The sequence below is a fragment of the Halorientalis sp. genome (assembly GCF_028275115.1).
In the GTDB taxonomy this organism is placed as follows: domain Archaea; phylum Halobacteriota; class Halobacteria; order Halobacteriales; family Haloarculaceae; genus Halorientalis.
This window is the reverse complement of record NZ_JAQCNH010000040.1, coordinates 39,414-56,626: the sequence shown is the minus strand read 5'-3', so window position 1 is coordinate 56,626 and position 17,213 is coordinate 39,414. Positions and strand designations below refer to the sequence as shown.

Here is a 17,213-nt window from a genome sequence, read left to right as displayed (position 1 = left end):
CGTCGGCACCGGCGACCAGTTCCGGCGCCAGCGCGTCCCTCGTCCGTGCCGAGGTCGCTCGTGACACAGCGTTTGTTCCGAGCGAGTGACTTCCGCCAGAGGCTCGTGCCGTCTTGTTCGGGCGGCCAGTTCCGGATCGGGTCGGGGCTGTCCGGGTGTTCCACGCAGATTACGTCGGCACCGAAATCGGCCAACAGCATCGTCGCGTAGCCACCGCTGACCATGTGAAAGAAGCGACGATCCGCAGGTCATCAAGCGGGCTCGACGGTCCACCGGCTGTGTCCGTTCGGTCATTGTAGACTCTGGGAGAACCGGCTGATTATTGTTTGTGTTCCGACTCGGCTCAGGGACCCGGGTCGAGGTTGTCGAGATGGTGCTGTGCCTGCGCGAGTGCGCCGTCGTCGCCCTCGGCGAGGTAGTGGCCGACGGCCTGTGCGGCCCCAATCAGCGCTTCGCTATCTGCGAGCGATACGTCACCGTCGAGCGCTTCGACACGCTTCCGGTGTTCACTCAACGAACTCAGGAGGCCGCGGGCCAGTTCGTCCGGGTTGGCTTCGAGGTATGTACGCAACTCGCCGTGGTAGTCAGCGACAGCACTCGCGTACGCCAGTCCGCGGGGCGAGCGCATCGACTCGGGGACGGTCGACGGCCCGGGACGTTCACCCTGGTCGGTCCCGCGGAGCAGTTCCAACATATAGTACTTTTCGGCGTCCTCGGTACGCATACTATGATCTAGTTCGAGCGCTGCGTGTGCGAGTTCGAGTGCGGCTAGGTAGGTGTCGTCGAGCGGGCAGAGGTCGCCGCTGTCGATAAAACCCTGCTTTCGAGCGTACGCCCGGCACGCCTCGGCGGCATCAGTGGCCAGGTCGGACAGTGCTGCGTCGTCGATGCGGTCGCGCACGTCGGTCAGGTCGAGTGCCACCGGACTCGCGGTGTGCTCTTTTCGGTCGTCGACGCCGACACTCCGGAGACTCCCACACTGTGGACACTCCACGCTGCCGGTGTCGTAGTACGACCAGCGCGTCTCACAGGACTTGCACTCTCTGTCCCCGCGTATTTTCATACACGCCGTTTTCGGTGCCAGCCTCAAAACTGACCCGCTCGCTCGCCGTTTCTGCCTCCCCCGAGTGTGAAAATATTTCACTCTCCTGCTCATCACTATTGTACATGCGCGACGAAGAGGAAATCCGCGAGCAGTACGAATTTCTGAAAGAACAACTCGACGACGAGAACATGAATCACCAGGGGGTTAGACAGATGTTTACCTACTACAAGCGGGCTCTCGGGTGGGTCCTCGAGGAAGAGTATATCTGATCGGTCACTCTCGACGGCGGAGAGTCTACGGTTGGATACGAGTCACGCTCAGAAATTGAAAAGCCTCGGCACACTCCGGGACTGCGAACAGAGTTGGCGTGGCCGGTACATTTAAGTTATTATGGCTGCTGAGTCAAAATGACGCTTCGCTTGGAGGGCCGAAGCGTCAGCGGGGACCAATTCAGGGCGGCAAGCAACCACGCGGGGTCTTTTCACCCCCGCGTGGTTTGCTTTCCATTCGACACGAACGTGAGATTGGACAGCCGTTGAACCATCATTACGTGATATCGAGCGACCCATCCGAATCGCCGGCGTCTTCATGCCACTCGAGTTCGAGTTCGATACTCAGTTCGCCTGGTTCGTCGCTGGGACCTTCACGCTCGGCTTTGACCTCGAACTCGACGTCCGGGGGCGGGTCCATCGTGACGGACTGGTCGCCTGCTTCGAGGGTGATAGAATTCCCGTCGTCCAGTTTGTCGGCCACCGTCCGCAGGTACGTCGCGACCGCTTCGCGGCGTTGGACGCGTTCTGTCTCGAACAGCACTGTTTCAGGCATGCACTCTGTGTAGGAGGCCCCGCGAAATAAAGCTAGCAATCGGTGGTGGTCCGGCCGGAATGTAACGACCCGGAGAGACTGACTACCGATATGTTTGGAACTGTTTCCTCGATGTGATACAACGAAATCCGCACGAAGTCGACCTCACACCGTCCGCGGACGTGTTGAAGTTCGATATATTTATGATATCCCGACAGTAACTTGCAGATGGACATTACCGATGTACGACCTGACAGGATTCCAGCGTGACCTGCTGTACGTCATCGCCGGTCGAGAGGAGCCACACGGGTTAGCAATCAAGGAAGAACTCGAGGAGTACTACGAGAAAGAGATTCACCACGGCCGTCTGTATCCGAATCTCGACACGTTGGTCGACAAAGGGCTCGTGGAGAAGGGGCAGCGTGACAGGCGGACGAACTACTACAGTTTGACTCGGCGTGGGCGGCGGGAAATCGACGCCCGACGCGAGTGGGAAGAACAGTATATCGACAACTGAAACGGCTGGTTAGGTAGTGGGTCACGGGTCCGTCGGCAGCCAAGACTGGCCGATGTCTCTCTGTTCTCGCGGTCGACGCTAGCGTTCTCCTGACGGGTCGTCGCCAGCCTCGTCACCGGAACCGCTCGCCGACCGGTCGGCCGACGGCGGTTCGTCGCCTTCCTCCCGACCGCCGTCGGCAACGCTGGGTTCCGGGTCGTCCGGTGAGGGCGTCGCTCCGGTCCGTGTCAGGTACGTCGGATCGACGGCCACGGGGCGAATCGCTTTGCCGACGAGCAGTTCCGGCAGTACGACCCGGGCAAAGTGAAAGACGAGAACGAGGATGATAGGGCCGAGGAAGATGCCGTACCAGCCGAAGAGGAGCGGGCCGAGGATGTAGGCGAACATCACGAGCCCGATGTGGAGGTTTCGGCCGGAGACATACGGTCGGAGGACGAAGTCGGGCAGCAGGTCGACGATGACGACCGTCACGCCCGTTACGATGGCGACGAACCCGTAGCCACCGTCCTGCAGGTACGCCGCGTAGCCGAGATACCCCAACATCGGGACGTAGACGATCTTCATACCCACGACCGGGACGAGACTCGCGACGCCAGTTAGGACACCCAGCAGTGCCGGATAGGGGATCTGTAGGCTCGCCGGCCCCAGCAGGTTCAACAGATTGAACGAGATGGCACCGATGGCTCCGGTGACGATGGCGTTGAGGATGTTGCCGAAGAAGATGCTCGCGAAGTCCTGGTCGACCGCTTTAGTATACGCTCCGAGCACGCCGCCTTCGTCGCCGAACTGCATGAACCAGCGCGACAAGCGACCGCCGTCTTTGAGCATGTAGTACGCCAGCGCGAACATTACGAAGAGGTGCAACAGACCGTTACCGACGAATCCGAGATAGTCGAGTGCGGCGAACAGTGTCGACCGCGCGGCTTCGACGCTCCCCTGTTCGATCAGAGTCGATGGATTCTCCACGACGGCAGAGACGTCGACGTACGGTTCGACTAGCCCCATCACTGGGCCAAACTGCTGCCCATCGAGCCTACCGAGTTCCTGGAGGGCAATCGCGACAGTGTACGCGAGCAGTGCTATGGCGGGGAGTGCGAAGACGGAGAGCGAGAGCGCGGCTGCGATACTACGGCGACGGATGCGGCGCCGAATCCGCTCGTACGCTGGCCGCGTCGCATAGTAAATAAAAATCGCGAACACGACGGTCCCGATGAAGGCCTGTACGACGTATGCGACCGCCAGGCCGAACACGGCCGCGAGTCCCCACCAGAACGCTCGCGTCCGGTCGACATCGAAACCGACCATATCAGTTGTTTTTCGGCGTGTCACATAAGAACCCCGGACACCCCGAGGCCGACTGCCGACACACGAGCCCACTTTCGCGAACGGAGACGTAATCAGGCTGGGCGAGTGCGACAGCTGTGGCACGAATCTTGAGTTGACGCTGAAGACACGACCCGACGGATCGGACCGGTGAGCGCCCGCCGCGTGACCGCGCGGCTCTAGAACTGGTACCGGCGGTCGTCCTTCTGTTGTTGCTGTGGGAACTGGCCGCCGGTCATCTCCTCGAAGGTCATCCCCGAGAGATACTCGTCGTACGTCAGGTCGTAAGCGTTCCGGAGGTGAAAGTCCAGGTTCCCGGTCTCGACGGCGGTCTGGAACTGCATGTGGACGGCCCGCCGGAGCAGTTCACCCACGTCCTCGGGCTCCATCGCCGAAACCAGCATCGCGAGTTCGTTTCGCGTCTCCCGGTCCAGGTCCACGTCGATCGACTCGCCCAGTTCCGAGTACGTCTCCGAGACGTCGTCTTTGAGATCGTCGAGACTCATACTGGATTCGTAGCGGCGCCCGAGGAAACCGCTTTCGGCTGGTCACCCACGCGCCACCGTCGTCGTGACGAGCGACTCGTCGACGAACGGCCCGCCCGTGCCGGCGGCTCGGACGGTGACACGCCGACCAGCGACGACGGGAGCGGTGACGCGAGGACGCCCACGGACGCGAACGGATAGACAGGCGGCGTCGAGCTGTCCGGCACGAGTACCGTTGCCGGTCTCACTATCGACGGACTGAATCGACGGGGCGACAGCGAGGACGAAGCTGTCGTCGTCACGACCGTCCAGCACACCGGCGAACAGACCACGGACCTCTTCGACTACAACTACGAACTCGCGCTGTACGACGACGGGGACGCGGAGATGGGTGAGAGCAACGCCTTTGGGACTACCGGCGACTCCGAGCTCGCACCGGGCGAATCCGCGGCGGTCAACGTCAGTAACTCCGTCGGCGGCGACTCGGACGCCGTCGCTCGCGCCGACGTCACGCTGGACTGTGGGATGTTCGCCGACGGCGTCTACCGCGATTCCTGACCAGACGGGCCGTCGCCTCTCCCGACGCGCCGAGTCCCGGAACGGACACCCGCCGACCCCGTGGCCGTTGTCCGGAACCGCCACGCGTAAGCGAGAGTCGTCCGTACGTCGCACCGATGAGTGAGGACGCTGCCACGGCGCTCTCCGGGGTCGACGAGGCTGCTGTCAGAACGGCGCTGATCGAGTGGTACGAGGCCGACCACCGGGACTACCCCTGGCGGCGGACCGAGGACCCCTACGAGATTCTGGTCTCGGAGGTGATGAGCCAGCAGACCCAACTCGACCGCGTGGTCGAGGCCTGGGCGGCCTTTCTGGACCGCTGGCCGGCCGTCGCCGATCTGGCCGCGGCCGACCGCGCGGACGTGGTGAGCTTCTGGACCAACCACAGCCTCGGCTACAACAACCGCGCGAAGTACCTCCACGAGGCCGCCACCCAAGTCGTCTCCGAGTACGACGGCACCGTCCCCCGTGAGCCGGACGAACTCTCGGAGCTGATGGGCGTCGGCCCGTACACCGCCAACGCGGTCGCCTCGTTCGCGTTCAACAACGGAGATTCTGTGGTCGACACGAACGTCAAACGCGTCCTCCACCGCGCATTTGCAGAGATTCATAACGCGGACGATCCGGACTACGAAACCGTTGCGAACAGCCTTATGCCGGCCGGAGAGTCCCGAGTATGGAACAACGCGATTATGGAACTGGGCGGAGTCGCCTGCGGAAAGAACCCACGGTGTGACGAGGCCGGGTGCCCCTGGCGCGAGTGGTGTCACGCATACCAGACCGGCGACTTCACCGCGCCGGACGTACCGACCCAGCCCGACTTCGAGGGGAGCCGTCGCCAGTTCCGCGGACGGATCGTGAGCGCGCTCGGGGACGACCGGGAACTCGAACTGGACGAACTGGGCCCGACGGTTCGCGTCGACTACGCGCCCGACGGGCAATACGGTCGCGAGTGGCTGCGCGACCTGGTTTCGGACCTGGTCGACGACGGTCTCGTCTCGGTCGCCGAGCGCGACGGCGACACCGTAGTCCGCCTTCAAAAGTAGTCGTCCCTCCGCGCACGTATCGGCGACGCCGGCGACCGACCGCCATCGCTGTCCGGCGGTCTCCGCCAGCCCTGCCGACAGACCACGAGCCGTGGTGACCCGTTTTTTGGGCGAGAATCGAGGGCGGAACCGGGCCACCATCGACGGGAATGCGTGGAACGACGCCACGGTCTCGCGGTCGTCGCGAACCGCCAGACGCCGGTCCGGACCCAAACTCGCCGTCGAGCGGCGTCTCGACCGCGCCGTGTCGGCCGGTGGCCGGGACTCCCGGTCGAAGTCGGCGACCACGTCCGTGCCGTCCGCTCGCACCCAGCCGAGCGGGGCGACGGCCTCGACGCCACCGCTCGAAAGGAGTCGTCCGGGGACAGTGAACCGGCCAACTCGGCGTTCGGTCGAGTCGTCGACAGTGCCGGACCTTGGTTTCCAGTGCAACCGACGCAACTGAGTAGCTCCGAACGGACCGACGGCCGGGCGTTCGGCGTGTACAAAACGGTGCCGAGAATCACGAGTAGCCGTACCACAGAACCCGTCCGACGACGGGACGAGCGGAACCGGTTGCCGCGACGATGGACCGAACCCTGGGTGTGCTCCGGCCGGTGTTTATATTCGGTCGGTACGACAGGATAGCCATGTCACGACCAACCGTCGTCGCGGTCTGTGGGAGCCTCCGTAACGAGAGTCACACCCGCAAGGGTCTCCAGCACGCCCTCGACGCGGCCGCCGCGACCGGCGGGGAGACGGAACTGCTCGACCTCCGGGCGTGGGACCTGCCGGTCTACGACGCCGACGCCAGTGAGGCCGGTGACGCCGACGCCTTCACCGCCCGGGTGCGTGAGGCCGACGCGGTCCTGCTCGGGACGCCGGTGTACCACGGTTCGTACGCCACGCCGCTGAAGAACGCGCTCGACTACTGTGGCTTCGACGAGTTCGAGAACAAGACTGTCGGGCTGCTCGCTGTCGCAGGCGGGAGCTTTCCTATTACCGCGCTGGAACACCTCCGCTCCGTCTGTCGCGCGCTGAACGCCTGGGTTCTTCCACACCAGGCTGCGATTCCGCGAGCGAGCGATGCTATCGAGGGTGACGCCACCGACTGGCGGTTCGTCGACGAGGGCGCGGCCGACAGGGTCTCGGTGCTCGGCGAGCGCGCCGTCGAGTACGCGACCATCGAACCCGACCCGCCCTGCATGCAGAGTACCGAGAACGTCGGCGCCGAGGACTGACCTGTGAGAGCGGTGGCGAGTGCAACCCGCAACCGTCAAACCCGAACGTTTCATACTGCCGGTGTGACCCAGTGGGTCGAGAATCCGACGGACGGACGGGACCGCGGCCCGGTGGCCATCGCGCGAGCGTGGGCAGAGGTGCTGGTTCGCCCCCGCCGGTTCTTCCGTGTGGGTGTCGCGCCCGGCGACCAGGCTCCCGGGCTGATTTTCGCGGCCGTCGTCGTCCTGGTCGAGGAGTTGGCGCGGTTGGCGTTGATTCCGGAGGTGTACCCGGTCGTCGCCGGACAACCGGTCGCCTCGCGTGCCCTGCTTCTCGCACTCGCCGTCGTCCTCGTGATGCCGGCCGCGTTGCACCTGACGGCGGCGCTGCAGACGCTGATTCTGATTGCGACTGCACCGAATCGTGGCGGCGTCAGCGAGACGGTACAGGTCCTCGCGTACTCGACCGCGCCCTGCGTGTTCGCCGGACCGCTAAATCCCGGACTGCGCGTGCTCTGTACGGCGGCCGGCACCGTTTTGCTCGTCGTCGGTATGGCCGAGGTTCACGACCTGCCCTACTGGAAGGCGGTGCCGGTCGTCGCGGTGCCGGCGGCCATCGTCTTCGGCTACGGGTTCCGCGGGTTCGGGGCCGCGAGTGCGCTGCTGGCTGCGGCCGGTGTCTCCCTACCACTTTAATCCTCCGCGGGCGAACCCTCGGTATGCTGAGCCTGCAACTCGATCAGTTCATGCTCGAACTCAAAGACGGGTCCATCAAGAACGTAGGGCCGGCGAACAAAGATGCCACGGCGAAACTGTACGACGTTGAGGACGTGGACGTGCGAGAGTTCGGTGACAAGCGGGTCAAACTCGCCTTCGAGGACGGCGAGGGCAACGAGGTGGAGGTCGCGCTGTTCCCCGACGAGGTCCGCGAGGTAGCCCGTGGGGTCGAGATGCTGGAAGCGGAGAGCGACGTCTTCGAGTAACTGGCCCGGAACGGTCGGCGCCGTCCCGGTCTGAACGGGCACAGCGGCCGTCGCTCGCACTCTCCCGCGCGGACGGGAAGTCCCGACGCGTTTCGACAACAGTTTTAGTCCGGGTGTGCTTTCTACCCCTAATGGGAAGCTGTATCATTTGCGGAACGTCTGTCGAAGGTCACATCTGCGAGACACACCAGCAGGACGTGGTCTTCGAGTTCCGCGGTACGAACGCAGACCAGCTGACGCCGGGGCGATTCTACCGAGGAACGGTCGACGGCTACGCCGAATTCGGCGTGTTCGTCGACATCGCGGACCGGGTAACCGGTCTCCTCCACCGGAGTGAACTCGACCAACGACTCGAGAGCCTCGACTGGGAGGCAGGAGATGCCGTTTTCGTCCAGGTCAAAAACGTCCGTGACAACGGGAACATCGACCTCGGGTGGTCGATTCGCCAATCCGAGCGCGAGTTCCGTGGCACGTTGATCGACGACCCGGAGGAGGAGTTTGCCCTGCTGAAAGAGAACGTCGAGGACGACGACGAAGACGACGATGGCCCGGTCCGCCAGACGGTCGGCCAGGTCTCCGACGGGAGCGAGGGCGACGCCCCGCGTAGGGCCGGACAGACCGGTTCGCCGGCCGACGACGGAGATTCTGCCCCGGAGGAAGCAGAAGCAGAAGCCGAAGCCCAAGCAGAGGCCGAGGCCGAGACCGCCGACCGTGGCGACTCGGACGACGTGAGCGATTCGGGCGGGTCGGGCGGTGCGGCCGTCGTCGAGACGGAGGCACAGACAGACGGCGAGCAGTCGAGCGTCGAACTCGCGCAGGTTACCGTCGAGGCCCTCGAGGACCGCGTCGGGACCGACGTTCGCATCGAGGGTGCGGTCGCCGACATCCGTCAGACCAGCGGGCCGACCGTCTTCGCGCTTCGCGACGAGACGGGCGTCGTCGACTGTGCCGCGTTCAAAAAGGCCGGCGTTCGTGCCTACCCCGAAGTCGAGGAGGGTGACCTGGTTAGACTCGACGGCGAGGTCCGCCGCCGCCGCGGCGAACTCCAGATCGAGACCGAAGCGCTGGATCTGCTCGAAGACGACGAACACGCGGCCGTCTCCGAGCGGATGGCCGACGCGCTGACGGAGCAGGCTCGACCCGACGACCTGGCACCGTTGGCCGAGGACCCGGCTGTCGACGCCGTCATCGACGACGTGCGCGAGGCTGCAACCGCGATTCGCCGGGCGGTGCTAGAGGACCGACCGGTCGTCGTGCGACACAACGCGACCGTCGACGGCTACGTCGGCGGTGTGGCCATCGAGCGCGCGACCCTCCCGCTGGTTCACGAACAGCACGGTGCGGCCGACGCCGAGTATCATTACTTCGACCGTCGACCCCTGGAAGACGGCGTCTACGACATGCAAGACGCCACACAGGACGTGACGGGTATGCTCGACAACCGCGAGCGCCACGACGAGAACCTCCCGCTGTTCGTGTTCGTCGCCGCGGGCGCGACCCGTGAGTCGATGGACGGCTTCGACCTGCTGTCGGTGTACGACGCGGACCGCGTGGTCGTCGACGCCACCGAGGCCGACCCCGAGGTCGGGGACACCGTCGACACGCTGGTCTCGCCGTCACTCACCGATACCGACGACACCACGACCGCGAGCGCCATCGCCGCCACCGTCGCCGCACACGTCGACGAGGACGTGCGTGCGGAGATCGGTCACCTTCCCGCCGTCAGTTTCTGGGAGAATACGCCCGAGTCCTACGTCGACCTGGCCGCCGATGCCGGCTACGACGCGGATGCCACCCGCGAGATTCGAGAGGCAATCGCGCTGGAAGCGTACTACCAGTCCTACGAGGACAAGCGCGAACTAATCGCCGACCTCCTCTTCCCGGAGACCGAGGACGAACGCGGACTAGCGGGCCACGTCAGCGAGCAGTTCCGGACGAAGCTCGACGCGGAGATAGAGACGGCGGAAGCGAACCTCGAACACCGCGACGTCGACGGCGTCGACGTCGCCGTCCTCGACACGGATGCGTTCGCCCACCGGTACGAGTTTCCGCCGACGAATCTCCTGTTAGACGAGCTGTTCCGCCGACACCGCGACGACGCGGACGTAGTCGTCGGACTGGCTGCGGACGAACTCTACCTGCGCTCGACGACCGCACTGGACGTGCGTGCGGTGGCGGCGACCGCCGCCGAAGCCGCCCCCGACGCGGGCCTGCACGCCAAGAGCACCCGTGAAGGGCGGCTCGAATTCCTCTCGGGCGAGCGTCGCGCGGTCCTCGACGCCGTGCTGGACGCAGTCGCCGACACGGCGTAACCCCGCCGTCCGCTCGGTAGCGACCGGTGACGATACCGTTCATCCGGGCGTCGGCTTCGCCTGGTAGTCACTGGACGCGTTCCAGACGTCTCGGAGATAGCCAGTTCGCCTGGCGCTGGTGCGAGTTCAGACCGATTCTTTCGAGACGGCCCACTCACCGCTGGCAGTGTTGAGCTCGAACGTCCGACTGCCTCGTTCCGAACAGATAGTGAACCGCGGGCGAGAGACGTCGTACTGGTTGACCATTGCCAGTTCGATCTCCTCCCGGACGGTGTCGAACCGGAGGGTCTGTCGCCCGTTCGCGAAGTAGACGCCGACGCGCATCGCCGACCGCTGTGCCGTCGGCTCGAACGCACAGAACATCGTCGACTCGTTGTCGACCTCGACCTCGCCGTTCGTGCGGTCCGCCAGGTCGTAGAAATCGCGTCTGAACGCCTCTCGTATCACTCCGTCGTCCCAGATATCGTTCATAAGCAACGCGCTCGGCGGCTCTACGTGGGCGACCCAAATGAAGATGTGGGAGAAATCGACCCGTCAACCATCGCAGTTCGTCGCCGCTCGGGTTCCGTCCCCGCTGGAACAGTGCCGGTCGGTGAGGGCCAGCGATTTCGACCCTCGGTAACCCGAGCCGACACCCTTATTCTCGCGACGCGTCCAGTGATGACCAAGCGGCATGAGTACGGAGACGACCGACCCGACCGAGACGGAAGCGTTCGAGCAGGTCTGTGAGGAACTCGTGAGTCGAATCCTCGCTGGCGAGTTGGAACGTGATGGGGTCGAGAAAGCCAAACTCGAGGTGTGTTCCGAGTTCTCCTCGCCGAAGGTACCGAAAAACTCCGAGTTGCTCGACTACGCCCCGCTCGAACGTCGGGACGAACTGGAGGAGGTCCTCCGGCGCAAGCCAGTCCGGACGGCGTCGGGTGTCTCCCCGGTGGCGATCATGACGTCACCGGAGGGGTGCCCCCACGGGAAATGTCTCTACTGTCCCGGCGGACCCGACTCGGAGTTCTCCAGCGCACAGAGCTACACCGGCCACGAACCGGCCGCGGCCCGGGGCAAGCAGAACGACTACGACCCCTACGGACAGGTCACGCTCCGACTCGAACAACTCAGAGAGATCGGGCACCCCGTCGACAAGGTGGAGTTGATACTGATGGGCGGGACGATGACGGCTCGCAGTCACGACTATCAGGAGTGGTTCGTCAAGCGGGCCATCGAGGCGATGAACGACTACGACGCCGACACCAGGCCCGAACCCGCCGAGGGCGAGAGTTTCGCCGAGGACCCCGACGAGCACGAGTTCAGCTACCTGGCAGACGTCATCGCCGAGAACGAGGTCGGTGACGTACGCAACGTCGCCACGACCTTCGAGACCAAGCCCGACTGGTGTGACCCCGAACAGATCGACCGGATGCTCGACCTCGGGGGAACGAAGGTCGAGGTCGGTGTCCAGACCACATACGAGCGCATCAACCGCGAGATGCACCGCGGCCACGGCGTGCAGGCCTCCATCGATGCCAACCGACGGCTTCGGGACTCGGGCTTCAAAGTTGGATTCCACATGATGCCCGGCCAGCCCGGCATGTCCGAGGAGATGTGTCTGGAGGACTTCCGCCGTCTCTTCGAGGAACCGGAGTGGCGGCCCGACTACCTGAAAATATATCCCACGCTGATCGTCGAGGGCACCGCGACATACGACATGTACCATCGTGGGGAATTCAATCCGCTGGAAAACGAGGCGGCCGCCGAACTGGTCGCCGAAATCAAGTCGATAATTCCAAAATACACGCGGCTCCAGCGTGTCCAGCGGGACATCCCCGCCGACTTCATCGAGGGCGGCGTCTGGAAGTCCAACCTCCGGCAACTGGCCCGCCAGCGGATGGAAGAACACGGCTGGACCTGCGACTGCATCCGCTGTCGCGAGGTCGGGATGAACGACGAGGAACCCGACGAGATCGAGCTTCAGGAACTCGAATACGAGGTCGGTGGCGGCACCGAACAGTTCCTCTCCTTCGAGGACCCAGAGAAGGACCTCCTGATCGGGTTCTGCCGGGCCCGGTTCCCGAACGACCCGGTGCGGAAGGAACTAAAAAACGCCGCGCTGGTTCGTGAACTCCACGTCTACGGCAGTCAGGTGGGGGTCGGAAGCGAGCCGCGAAGCGGTTCGGAGAACGCGAGCGGCGAGCAGCCGCGAGCGGGTGGCGGCGACCAGCACCAGCACCGCGGGTACGGCCGACGGTTGCTGGAACGGGCCGAGCAACTGGCGGTCGAGAACGGGTTCGAGAAGCTGTCGGTCCTCTCGGGCATCGGCGTCCGGCAGTACTACCGGGAGAAGTTGGAGTACTACCAGGACGGGCCGTACGTCTCGAAGCGACTGTAAGCCGTCTACCGAACGCGAACCCTTCAGTTCGCGTTCGACCCCATCGCCCACGCCCGTTCTCACGAACCCCTCAGAAATTTTAGTATCTTTGGAGAGCTCTCTCTGGCATCGAGAGACCGGAGGCCACCGTGCGAACTGCCGTCTCGCGCCCGTAAGCAGAGAGCGGTGGGCTCCGCGCACCGAAAAAGCTGGGGAAAACTGGGAGCAGGGCGCACGTGTCGCGGTGACTCTACAGGCGGAGCAGGCCGAGTGCCTCGGGGCTTGACCCCGAGGGTGAAGGCCGTAAGCCCGATTAAACGTGTTCCGTTCGCTCGATATACTGCTCAATCGTGTCGGTCGAAACATCACCCGCCGTCCCCACGTAGTACGATTCCTCCCAAAATCCGCCACCCCACAGATACTCCTCCAAGAACTGTTCGTGCTGTTCCCACATCTCCCGCGCCGTGATGCTCTTGACCGTTCGCACAATCTTGCTCGGTGCGTGCTTCGGATGGGCTGACAGGAACAGGTGTACGTGGTCGGGTGAGATGTGGAGCGACAGTATCTCGTAGCCGTACTCGTCGCACACGTCGCGGAAACTCGCTTCCAGTGAATCCTCGATTGGTCCGAGTATCGCGTGGCGGTACTTTGAACACTACACGAAGTGGTAGTTGACGTTGTACACCGTGTGGTTCGACCGCTTCTCGCACATACATACCAATACAACGACCAATCCGAAGTATTCTCTGAAGTGACTCAAAGACTACCAAAAGTAAACTTTTAAGTATGGAGGAACAAGGGGTAGACGTGACGAAGCAACTCAAGGTATCCGACGCCGTGTACGACGACCTTGACGAACTCAAGGACGAGGATGGCCACACGAGTTTCGACAGCGTGCTCCGCACGCTCCTCCTTCACTACCGTCACGTCCAACCCAACGAATCCGAAGAATGACCGACGCACAGGCTCTCGTCAAGACGCTGGACTTCCAACTCGACATCCAGAGTGACAACGAGAGCCTGCTGTACGACGCCACCCTCGAAGCGCGGTCGGCGTACAACGAAACCATCCGTCTCGCCAAGCAAGGCGTTGACTGGGACACCATCCCCGACCGAGTAGCCGACGACGCCAATCTCGTGAAGAACACGACACAGCGCGTCGTCGCCAAAGCACTTGGCGCGATGGAGAACTACTACGAGTACGACGACTTCGGACTCCCGAGTCACACCAAAGACGGCACGTACCCGCTCCGAGCGAACTACGAGGAAGGATACAACATGTCGCTCACCGACGACGGCGACGTGGCGTTCCGCATCAGCGCAAAGCCGTACAAACACATCAAGGGCGTTCTCGAAGGCGACGACGCCCACCTCGACGTTCTCAAAACCGCACTCGAAAGCGACGAGTGGAAGATTGGGACGGCGGAAGCCCTGTTCCACAACGACAACCCCGAGTTGCACGTCAACGTCACCAACACCAAGCAGACCGTTCGAGACAAGCAGGACTCACGAACGGTCGTCGGCGTGGACGTGAACGAAGACAACGTGGCTCTCACCGCTCTCTCCGAGGATGGCATTGAGGACTCGTTGGTTATCGACTTCCCCGAAATCAAGTTCGAGCGTCATCGCTACTTCACGATGCGGAAGCGCGTGCAAAACGCGGGGAAGCAGAGTATGCACGACATGTTGGAAGGACGTGAGGAACGGTCCGTCCGTGACCGACTCCACAAGATGAGTCGTCACATCGTGGAGTGGTGCCGTCAGTTCGAGAAGCCGTGTATCGTCTTTGAAGACCTCAAAGAGATGCGCGACAGTATCGACTACGGCACTCGGATGAACCGACGCCTGCACCACCTCCCGTTCCGCGCCCTTCAGTTCTATACGTCCTACAAGGCGTCGTTCGAGGGTATTCCGACTGGCTGGATTGACCCGTACAAGACGAGTCAACGGTGTCCGATGTGCGGGCACGCCGAGCGAGCAAACCGCAACAAGAAGCGGTTCAACTGTCGGTCGTGCGGGCATCAAGACCACAGCGACCGAAGTGCAAGCGTCAACATCGCCGTGAAAGGCATCAAGAAACTCGATTGGAATGTGCCTGCTCTCAACAGCCTTCCCCAAGTTTGGAAGGTGCGACGGCAGGCATCGGGGGCCGTGGACGCCCCGACCGTGACCCACGACGCCGTTCGAGGCTATCAGACCGATGGTATCGTGGGAGTGTCGCATTAAACCACGGGAAGCCTCGGGGTCGTACGGAAGACGAAGTCTTCCGTGATGACGAGACGCTCCGCGTCTCGAACCACTTGACCCCGAGGCGGTTCACCCCGCTTTGCGGCGTACTACAGCGCGGACTCGCTGTCGTTGCCGAGCGAGACGTAGTGGCTCCCGCGCAGTACGTCGACACCGATAAACACCAAGACGAGGCCGCCCACGATTCCGGCGACGAGGAACGTGTAGTCCATCGACGTGGCTGTCCCCGCCAGGACGGGGTTCAACAGGGTCAGAGGAAAGCCCAGGCCGAGGAACACGTCCGCACCACCGATGAACTGATGCCACGAGAACGACCGGTCACCGACCGCCACCTCGTCGCGCCGAGCCGCGACGACGAACAGCAGGCCGCCGATTCCGAGCAACAGGGTGCCCACGGCGTTGTACGGGTCTTCGATGACACCGAGCAGGAGCGTCGGAAACGACGTCACCGCCAGCAGGACACCTGCGAACAGGTAGATTCTGCGTCGCATATTCATAGCTCTCCTCCCCAGGGCAAAGAAGTTCCCGGCAACAGGTGAGAGAGACACAAATCCCCACCGTCTGCGTTCTCGACCGACGCGAACCGTACCGGCACGAGGCACTGGATAAACTGTGTATTGAACGTTCCTGGCTGCTCTCGTGCTGATGTCGCTCCGGCGGTCGCCAGTGGCGCCATCGGGTTCGTCGTGGTTCCGACGCTGCGGTCTCTCACCGCTCTACCGACGGTCGCCGGCTTTCGCTATCGGAATCGACTGACGCTCCACAGAACCAGACACTGGACCACGACGGGTCTCCGCGTTCCCATCGTCGCGGCCGTCGCTGATACTGGGGCGTCCCCTCGCTTGGGCTGGCACCTCACCGTATACCCTCACGCTCGCAGGCCTCGGTGGAGCGCTAAGACTGGGGATTCGGCCGTACCGCTGGGCTGGCGGCACTGGCTTTTGCGACCATCCCATCCGTGGTCGTGGACCTCTCTTCACTGTCCGGGGGGTGGTGGGACTGATTCAGTGTTTCCTGCCTGTGTTCGGCCTGGCCGACGTCGTCGGCGTTCAGAGCCCGCCTGGATGCGGAGGGGACCCGGCGGTGACCCGTCCTGCCCGTCCAGTACGACTGCTCGACCCGGTGCCGTCGGATGGGGGTTTTTTATCGCCCAGGCCGTGTGTAGAGGCATGACACGAGAGGTCGCGGTTGTCGGGGCCGGCGCGGCGGGTGCGGGTGCCGCCTACGTGCTGGACGATGCCGACGCGACGGTCACCGTTTTCGAGAAGAGCCGGGGCGTCTGTGGTCGCGCTGCGACGCGCCGCCGCGAGGGGTGCCGATACGACCACGGGGCGAACTACATCAAATCCGGCGACGACCGGGTCGACGAACTGCTGACCGAGGACCTCGACGCCGGGGGTCTGGTCGACATCGAGGAACCGATCTGGGTGTTCGACGACGACGGGACCGTCTCGGAGGGCCGAGATGCAGACGAACACAAGTGGACCTACGAGTCGGGTATCACACAGCTCGCCAAGCGCCTGTTCGGACGGACCGACGTGACGGTCGAGAACGGCGTCCGAATCTCCGAACCCGTTCGCGAGAACGGGGGCTGGCGGCTCTACGACACCGACCACCAGGACCTGGGACATTTCGATACCGTCATGCTCACGCCGCCAGCCCCGCAGACGGCGGACCTGCTCGGCTGTGCGAACTGGGAGCACGAACTCTGTCGTGAGCTGCGCGAGGCGGTCGCCGTAGTGCCGTACCGGACCATCGTCTCGGCTGTCTTACACTACCCCTTCGAGCTGGACCGTCCGTACTACGCGCTGGTCAACACCGACGACGGTCACGACGTGGGGTGGGTTTCCCGCGAGGAGTGCAAAGACGGCCACGTCCCGGAGGGCGAGAGCCTGCTGATCGTCCAGATGAGTCCCGAGTGGTCGGTCGACCACTACGACGAAGACGACGGAGCGACTACCGAGACCGCCGCCGAACAGGTGGCGGCCCTCCTTGACGACGAGCGACTGGCCGACCCCGACTGGACGGACACACAACACTGGCGCTACGCGTTGCCGGACGACGGTGTCGACGGCGAGCCGGTTGAGCGAGCGGCCGACCACGGCCTCTATCTGGCGGGCGACTGGGTAGCCGGGGAGGCCCGCGTCAACGCCGCGTTACGGTCGGGTCTGGAGGCGGGCGACCGAATCGCCGACCGCTGACTCCACTCGACACGAGCGTCTCTCGAAACGTACCAGATTTCTGGGTTTTGTGTGGGGAGTTTAAGTCCGCGCCAAAAAACCATGTAGATTAATGGCAAGCGGGAGACGCCACGACGTACCACAGTACATGTATCG

At 63.6% G+C, this 17,213-nt stretch carries 20 protein-coding genes and 1 pseudogene; 12 read left to right on the top strand and 9 right to left on the bottom strand.

What is annotated here, in order from left to right; genetic code table 11:
- On the bottom strand, positions 1–224 hold a 224-nt coding region (locus Q0964_RS06795; protein ID WP_299265126.1), incomplete at its 3' end, for a CoA transferase.
- A gap of 119 nt (positions 225–343) precedes the next feature.
- Positions 344–1,063 (bottom strand): DUF7117 family protein, encoded by a 720-nt coding sequence (locus tag Q0964_RS06790; RefSeq protein ID WP_299265124.1) that lies wholly within the window; start codon positions 1,061–1,063, stop codon positions 344–346.
- A 104-nt stretch (positions 1,064–1,167) separates the two neighbouring features.
- On the opposite strand from Q0964_RS06790, the gene Q0964_RS06785 reads away from it, so the two are divergent.
- Positions 1,168–1,314: a hypothetical protein gene (locus Q0964_RS06785; RefSeq protein WP_169302358.1), complete on the top strand. Its 147-nt coding sequence runs from the start codon at positions 1,168–1,170 to the stop codon at positions 1,312–1,314.
- 277 nt (positions 1,315–1,591) lie between these two features.
- On the opposite strand, the gene Q0964_RS06780 is transcribed toward Q0964_RS06785, so the two are convergent.
- Positions 1,592–1,870: an amphi-Trp domain-containing protein gene (locus tag Q0964_RS06780; RefSeq protein ID WP_299265115.1), complete on the bottom strand. Its 279-nt coding sequence runs from the start codon at positions 1,868–1,870 to the stop codon at positions 1,592–1,594.
- 220 nt (positions 1,871–2,090) lie between these two features.
- Here Q0964_RS06780 and Q0964_RS06775 point away from each other — a divergent pair, with 220 nt between their 5' ends.
- On the top strand, positions 2,091–2,366 hold the full coding sequence (locus Q0964_RS06775; protein ID WP_299265113.1) for a PadR family transcriptional regulator: 276 nt from the start codon (positions 2,091–2,093) through the stop codon (positions 2,364–2,366).
- Between the two features lie 78 nt (positions 2,367–2,444).
- Here Q0964_RS06775 and Q0964_RS06770 read toward each other — a convergent pair whose 3' ends face one another.
- From Q0964_RS06770 to Q0964_RS06760, 3 genes are all read right to left on the bottom strand, one after another.
- Entirely contained in the window at positions 2,445–3,671 is a 1,227-nt protein-coding gene (locus tag Q0964_RS06770) for an AI-2E family transporter (RefSeq protein ID WP_299265110.1), read from the bottom strand.
- Positions 3,672–3,868: 197 nt separating this feature from the next.
- Complete coding sequence (locus Q0964_RS06765) at positions 3,869–4,195, bottom strand: ribbon-helix-helix protein (protein WP_299265107.1); 327 nt, start codon at positions 4,193–4,195, stop codon at positions 3,869–3,871.
- Positions 4,196–4,237: 42 nt separating this feature from the next.
- Positions 4,238–4,489, bottom strand: a complete 252-nt coding sequence (locus Q0964_RS06760; RefSeq protein ID WP_299265104.1) for a hypothetical protein — start codon at positions 4,487–4,489, stop codon at positions 4,238–4,240.
- 72 nt (positions 4,490–4,561) lie between these two features.
- Between Q0964_RS06760 and Q0964_RS06755 the strand changes: the two genes are divergently transcribed.
- From Q0964_RS06755 to Q0964_RS06730, 6 genes are all read left to right on the top strand, one after another.
- On the top strand, positions 4,562–4,732 hold the full coding sequence (locus Q0964_RS06755) for a hypothetical protein (RefSeq protein ID WP_299265103.1): 171 nt from the start codon (positions 4,562–4,564) through the stop codon (positions 4,730–4,732).
- 116 nt (positions 4,733–4,848) lie between these two features.
- Complete coding sequence (locus tag Q0964_RS06750; protein ID WP_299265100.1) at positions 4,849–5,778, top strand: HhH-GPD family protein; 930 nt, start codon at positions 4,849–4,851, stop codon at positions 5,776–5,778.
- Positions 5,779–6,407: 629 nt separating this feature from the next.
- The gene (locus Q0964_RS06745; RefSeq protein ID WP_299265097.1) at positions 6,408–6,998 is read left to right on the top strand and encodes an NADPH-dependent FMN reductase; all 591 of its coding nucleotides are present in this window, start codon (positions 6,408–6,410) and stop codon (positions 6,996–6,998) included.
- 63 nt (positions 6,999–7,061) lie between these two features.
- Positions 7,062–7,673 (top strand): YIP1 family protein, encoded by a 612-nt coding sequence (locus Q0964_RS06740; protein ID WP_299265095.1) that lies wholly within the window; start codon positions 7,062–7,064, stop codon positions 7,671–7,673.
- 23 nt (positions 7,674–7,696) lie between these two features.
- On the top strand, positions 7,697–7,960 hold the full coding sequence (locus Q0964_RS06735; protein WP_299265092.1) for a hypothetical protein: 264 nt from the start codon (positions 7,697–7,699) through the stop codon (positions 7,958–7,960).
- 131 nt (positions 7,961–8,091) lie between these two features.
- The gene (locus Q0964_RS06730; RefSeq protein WP_299265089.1) at positions 8,092–10,272 is read left to right on the top strand and encodes a DHH family phosphoesterase; all 2,181 of its coding nucleotides are present in this window, start codon (positions 8,092–8,094) and stop codon (positions 10,270–10,272) included.
- Positions 10,273–10,398: 126 nt separating this feature from the next.
- Here the strand turns inward: Q0964_RS06730 and Q0964_RS06725 are convergent, their stop codons facing one another.
- A complete protein-coding gene (locus tag Q0964_RS06725) occupies positions 10,399–10,743 on the bottom strand; it encodes a hypothetical protein (protein ID WP_299265086.1) in 345 nt (114 codons plus the stop codon).
- Between the two features lie 202 nt (positions 10,744–10,945).
- Here Q0964_RS06725 and Q0964_RS06720 point away from each other — a divergent pair, with 202 nt between their 5' ends.
- Positions 10,946–12,652: a tRNA uridine(34) 5-carboxymethylaminomethyl modification radical SAM/GNAT enzyme Elp3 gene (locus tag Q0964_RS06720; RefSeq protein ID WP_299265083.1), complete on the top strand. Its 1,707-nt coding sequence runs from the start codon at positions 10,946–10,948 to the stop codon at positions 12,650–12,652.
- Between the two features lie 292 nt (positions 12,653–12,944).
- Here Q0964_RS06720 and tnpA read toward each other — a convergent pair.
- Positions 12,945–13,343, bottom strand: a pseudogene (gene tnpA, locus Q0964_RS06715) (IS200/IS605 family transposase).
- Positions 13,344–13,417: 74 nt separating this feature from the next.
- Between tnpA and Q0964_RS06710 the strand changes: the two are divergent.
- A complete protein-coding gene (locus Q0964_RS06710; RefSeq protein ID WP_299265081.1) occupies positions 13,418–13,585 on the top strand; it encodes a hypothetical protein in 168 nt (55 codons plus the stop codon).
- A complete protein-coding gene (locus tag Q0964_RS06705; RefSeq protein WP_299265078.1) occupies positions 13,582–14,856 on the top strand; it encodes an RNA-guided endonuclease InsQ/TnpB family protein in 1,275 nt (424 codons plus the stop codon). The genes Q0964_RS06710 and Q0964_RS06705 overlap by 4 nt, the downstream gene beginning before the upstream one ends.
- A 110-nt stretch (positions 14,857–14,966) precedes the next feature.
- On the opposite strand, the gene Q0964_RS06700 is transcribed toward Q0964_RS06705, so the two are convergent.
- A complete protein-coding gene (locus Q0964_RS06700) occupies positions 14,967–15,368 on the bottom strand; it encodes a DUF7994 family protein (RefSeq protein ID WP_299265076.1) in 402 nt (133 codons plus the stop codon).
- A 678-nt stretch (positions 15,369–16,046) separates the two neighbouring features.
- Between Q0964_RS06700 and Q0964_RS06695 the strand changes: the two genes are divergently transcribed.
- Positions 16,047–17,078, top strand: a complete 1,032-nt coding sequence (locus Q0964_RS06695; protein WP_299265073.1) for an NAD(P)/FAD-dependent oxidoreductase — start codon at positions 16,047–16,049, stop codon at positions 17,076–17,078.
- Positions 17,079–17,213 lie beyond the last annotated feature (135 nt).